Annotated in this window: 5 protein-coding genes; 3 read left to right on the forward strand and 2 right to left on the reverse strand. The window is 67.1% G+C overall.

Annotated elements, in window-relative coordinates; genetic code table 11:
• Positions 1-2,036, forward strand: a 2,036-nt coding sequence (locus tag JNN06_RS10415; RefSeq protein ID WP_291239525.1) for a capsular polysaccharide biosynthesis protein, incomplete at its 5' end; no start/stop codon positions are given.
• 7 nt (positions 2,037-2,043) lie between these two features.
• Here JNN06_RS10415 and JNN06_RS10420 read toward each other — a convergent pair.
• Positions 2,044-2,541 carry a winged helix DNA-binding protein gene (locus tag JNN06_RS10420; protein ID WP_291239526.1) on the reverse strand — a complete coding sequence of 166 codons (498 nt, stop codon included), beginning with the start codon at positions 2,539-2,541 and terminating at the stop codon, positions 2,044-2,046.
• Positions 2,542-2,668: 127 nt separating this feature from the next.
• Positions 2,669-2,938, reverse strand: coding sequence for a succinate dehydrogenase assembly factor 2 (locus JNN06_RS10425; RefSeq protein WP_291239527.1), 270 nt, complete (start codon positions 2,936-2,938; stop codon positions 2,669-2,671).
• Positions 2,939-2,995: 57 nt separating this feature from the next.
• Here JNN06_RS10425 and JNN06_RS10430 point away from each other — a divergent pair, with 57 nt between their 5' ends.
• Both JNN06_RS10430 and JNN06_RS10435 read left to right on the forward strand, forming a co-directional pair.
• On the forward strand, positions 2,996-4,198 hold the full coding sequence (locus JNN06_RS10430) for a pyridoxal phosphate-dependent aminotransferase (protein ID WP_291239528.1): 1,203 nt from the start codon (positions 2,996-2,998) through the stop codon (positions 4,196-4,198).
• A 13-nt stretch (positions 4,199-4,211) separates the two neighbouring features.
• Entirely contained in the window at positions 4,212-4,628 is a 417-nt protein-coding gene (locus JNN06_RS10435; RefSeq protein ID WP_291239529.1) for a hypothetical protein, read from the forward strand.
• Positions 4,629-5,063: the final 435 nt, after the last annotated feature.

A 5,063-nucleotide genomic window follows, 5' to 3' on the forward strand; every position in this document is an offset into this window, starting at 1 on the left:
GCCGCAGCCCCCATGCCCTGCGCGGCGAGGCCGTGGCCGAGGCGCGCGGCCTGCCGCTGATCCGGCTGGAGGATGCCTTCCTGCGCTCGATCCGCCCCGGCCGCTCGGGCGAGCCGCCGCTGGGCCTGCTGATCGACGATCTGGGCGTGCATTTCGACGCCGCCGCCCCCTCGCGGCTGGAGCGGCTGCTCGCCACGCATCCCTTGGACGATTCGAACCTTCTGCGCCGCGCCCGCGAAGGTATGGGCCGTATCCGCGCCGCGCATTTATCAAAATACAACAATTTTGACCCCACGCACCCGGCCCCGCCCGCAGGCTATGTGCTGGTGGTGGATCAGACGCGCGGCGATGCCTCGATCCGCCATGGCGGCGCCTCCGACACCACATTCGCCGAGATGCTGCTGGCCGCAAGGCTTGATCATCCCGCCGCCCGCATCCTGATCAAGACCCATCCCGAGACGCAGGCAGGCCATCGCCCCGGCCATTACGGCCCTGCCGATTGCGACGCCCGGACCGCGCTGTTCAGCGATCCCTGCTCGCCGCATGACCTGCTCGATGGGGCCATCGCGGTCTATACCGTCACCTCGCAACTGGGGTTCGAGGCCATTCTGGCCGGGCACCGCCCGCAGGTGTTCGGCCAGCCCTTCTATGCCGGCTGGGGCCTGACGGCCGACCGCCAGCCGCCCCCACGCCGGGGCCGCAAGCTGACACCGGCGCAGCTTTTCGCCGCCGCGATGATCCTTGCGCCGGTCTGGTATGACCCCTGCCGCGACCGGCTGTGCAGCTTCGAGGAAGCGCTGGATCAGCTGGAGGCCGAGACCCGCGCCTTCCGCGCCGACCGTCCGGGCCATGTCGCCACCGGCATGCGGCTGTGGAAGCGCGGCCCCTTGCAGGCCTTCTTTGGCCGCGAGACGCGCCTGACCTTCGCCGATCCGCCCGAGAAAGCCGCCCGTCTGGCCGAGAAACGCGGCCAATCCCTGCTGATCTGGGCCGGGCGCGAGCCCGAGGGCTTTGCGCCCCCCGTGCCGGTCCTGCGGGTGGAGGATGGTTTTCTGCGCTCGCGCGGGCTGGGCGCCGATCTGGTGGCGCCACTCAGCCTCGTGACCGATGATCTGGGCATCTATTACGACCCGACCCGCCCCAGCCGGTTGGAAAGCCTGATCCGCGCGCCGCTGCCCCCCGGCGGTGCGGCGCGGGCCGAGGCGCTGATCGCCCGCGTGACCGCGCTGCGCCTGTCGAAATACAATCTCGATGCCGCCACCGATCTGCCGCCACGCGACGGACGCGCGGTGATTCTGGTGCCCGGTCAGGTGGAGGATGATGCCTCGATCCGTCTGGGCTGCGGGGCCATCCGCAGCAATCTGGGCCTGTTGCAGGCCACCCGCGCCGCCAACCCGCAGGCGCTGATCCTCTACAAGCCGCACCCGGATGTCGAAGCGGGCCTGCGCCCCGGCGCGCTGCCCGCCGCCGCGCTGGACGGTCTGGCCGATGTCATCGCCCCACATTCCGACCCGATCACGCTGATCGACCATGCCGATCAGGTCTGGACCCTGACCTCCACGCTCGGCTTCGAGGCGCTGCTGCGCGGCAAGCCGGTCACCTGCCTTGGCGCGCCCTTCTATGCCGGTTGGGGCCTGACACATGATCTGAGCCCCGCCGATCTGCGGGCCAGCAATCTCGGCCCCGATGGCCGTGGCACCGATGGCCGCGGCACCGGCGATCTTGTCCCCGGTGATCTTGGCCCCGGTGACCTTGGCCCCGATAGCCTTGGCGCATGGCACCCTGCCCCCGTGCCGATCCGCCGCCAGCGCGCGCCCGATGGTCACCCGCTGCCCCGGGTGACGCTGGCGCAACTGGCCCATGCCGCGCTCATCGCCTATCCGCGCTATTTCGACCCCGAAAGCCGCCGCCCCTGCCCGCCCGAGGTCATCCTCGACCGGCTCGCCAGCGGCACGCCACCGCGGCGCAGCCTGGCCAACCGCCTGCTCGCCAAGGCACAAGGCGCGCTGGCCAGCCATGCCCGGCTCTGGCGCTGAGCCTGGATCAATAGATGTAGCGAATCTGTTCCGACCAATAGCGCTCCATCCGCTTCAGGGTCTGGTTCACATCCTCCATCCCCGCCGCATTGACGACGCCGCGCTTTTCCAGCCCCTCGGCATGGCGGGTGAACAGATCGGCGATCAGCCCGCGCACCTTGCGGCCCTTTTCGGTCAGCCGCACCCGCACCGAGCGCCGGTCGATCTCGGACCGCTGGTGATGCATATAGCCCAGCTCCACCAGCTTTTTCAGGTTATAGCTGACATTGCTGCCCTGATAATAGCCGCGGCTTTTCAGCTCGCCCGCCGTCACCTCGTTCTCGCCGATATTGAACAACAAAAGCGCCTGCACCGGGTTGATTTCCAGAATGCCGAGCCGCTCAAACTCGTCCTTCACCACATCGAGCAGCAGCCGATGCAGCCGCTCGATCAGCGCAAGGTTTTCCAGATAGCCCAGCATGAACGCCTTCAGCGCGCCATCCAGCACCTGTTGGTGAACCGTCATACCTTACTCCACCGTTCGATCCGTTCACGGCAGATTCGGCTCAAATAGAAAACATCCGGTAAATTGCAGCCGCAGATCGCTGCAATTTTATGCAACTCGTGTCACGGGCTTGGGCCCTGCCGGGCGCTCAGCCCCGCGCCAGCCGCGCCCGGGCGAAACCGGCGATCTCGGCCAGCAGCGGGGCCAGCGGCTCTGGCGCCGGCACCTGCCCCAGCACCCAGGGCAGCAGATCCTGATCGTTTTCGTTCAGGATCGTGTCATAGGTCAGCAGCTCGGCCTCGCTCAGCCCCGCCAGCCGCGCATCGGCAAAGGGGCCCAGCACCAGGTCCATCTCCTTGGTGCCCCGCCGCCAGCTGCGCATCCGCATGCGTTTCAGCCGTGCTTCCTGCGTTTCCATGGTTGCCCCCTCACCCGGCCCGGCCTAAGACATTGCAAACATCTGCCGGAGTGTTCCATGGCCTTCCTGTCCGATACGCTTGCCCGTGTCAAACCCTCGCCGACCATCGCGGTCACCACCAAGGCGCAGGAGCTGAAGGCGGCGGGGCGCGATGTGATCGGCCTTGGCGCCGGCGAGCCGGATTTCGACACGCCGCAGAACATCAAGGATGCCGCCAAGCGCGCGATTGATGAGGGTAAGACCAAATACACCGCCGTCGATGGCATCCCCGAGCTGAAAAAGGCGATCTGCGCGAAATTCCTCAAGGAAAACGGCCTGACCTATGCGCCCAACCAGATCACCGTGGGCACCGGCGGCAAGCAGATCCTCTATAATGCGCTGATGGCCACCTGCAATCCGGGCGATGAGGTCATCATTCCGGCGCCCTATTGGGTCAGCTATCCTGATATGGTGGTGCTGGCGGGCGGCACGCCGGTGCCGGTGATCGGCACGCTGGAGAACCGCTTCAAGATCACGCCCGATCAGCTGGAGGCCGCGATCACGCCGCGCACCAAGTGGTTCATCTTCAACAGCCCCTCGAACCCGACCGGCGCGGGCTATACCTGGGAGGAGCTGAAGGCCCTCACCGATGTGCTGCTGCGCCATCCGCAGGTCTGGATCCTGTCGGATGACATGTATGAGCATCTGGTCTTTGACGATTTCAAATTCTGCACGCCTGCGCAGGTGGAGCCGCGGCTTTATGACCGCACGCTGACCACCAATGGCGTGTCGAAATCCTATGCCATGACCGGCTGGCGCATCGGCTATGCCGGGGGGCCGGTGCCTCTGATCAAGGCCATGGGCACCATCCAGTCGCAATCGACCTCGAACCCCTGTTCGGTCAGCCAATATGCCGCGCTGGAGGGGCTCACCGGCCCGCAAGAATTCCTGACCGCCAACAAGGCCCTGTTCCAGCGCCGCCGCGATCTGGTGGTTTCGATGCTGAACACCTGCCCCGGCCTCACCTGCCCGACGCCCGAAGGCGCCTTCTACGTCTATCCCGATATTTCCGGCTGCATCGGCAAGACCTCGGCCGGGGGCGCAGTGATCGCCGATGACGAGGCCTTTGCCACCGCCCTGCTGGAGGAAACCGGCGTCGCCGTGGTCTTTGGCGCGGCCTTTGGCCTCTCGCCCAATTTCCGCGTGAGCTATGCCACCTCGGACGAGGCCCTGCGCGAGGCCTGCACCCGCATCAAGGCCTTCTGCGACGGTCTGCACTGAGAGGGAGAGGCCCATGGCCGGTGATCTGCCCGATTACTACTTCCGCATCCGCGAGAATGGCGCCGTGGTGTTCAAGGTCGATACCGAGAACCGCCAGCGCCGCATCGACATGGAAGAGATCGCCACGGTCAATGTGAAGAACGGCAATATCAAGCCGCATGGCGACCGCGCGCTGACGCCCGAGGAGCTGGCGCTGATCCGCGACTGGGCGGCGCGGCGCGTGGCCCTGCTGGCCGCGCGCGACATGGACGACATCCACCGCGCCGTCGATTACCTGAACACCACGACGCAATGGGTGCAAAGCCGCGCCACGCCCGAGCAACTGGAGGAGGTGACCGACGATCTCCTCCTCGCCATGCACGACCTGCGCAGCGTGCTGGTGCGCAAAAAGGCCGAACGCCTGCTGAAAGCCGCGGGCGGCGAGGAGTAACTGCCCCCAATGGCCGAGGCCATCAAACGCTGCACCGCTCCACAGGGCCGGGAAAACGCCATACGCTTTCTGACCCGGCCCGCCCAATGGCCGAGGCCATCGCCGAGGTCATGTTGAAACCTCTCCACATCGGGCCGTGGGCCCGAAGCCACCGGCTGAGCCGCCCGCCCCGCCACTGGCGGGCGCTTCGCACCCGCCGGGGCAGGCACTGACCTCTGACATCAAACGCAGAACCGGCCTTGCCGCACCGCCCCCACAGGGCCGGGAAAACGCCATACGCTTTCTGACCCGGCCCGAAATTGGCCGAGGCCATCGCCGAGGTCATGCGGCACCGTTGCCACATCGGGCCGGTGGCCCGAAGCCACCGGCTGAGCCGCCCGCCCTCCGGGGTGAGGCAGGACCGTGGCCCCTGATGGGGCCGCGTAAGCCTGCCGA

Origin of the sequence: Gemmobacter sp. (assembly GCF_016792925.1) — a bacterium.
GTDB lineage: Bacteria > Pseudomonadota > Alphaproteobacteria > Rhodobacterales > Rhodobacteraceae > Gemmobacter.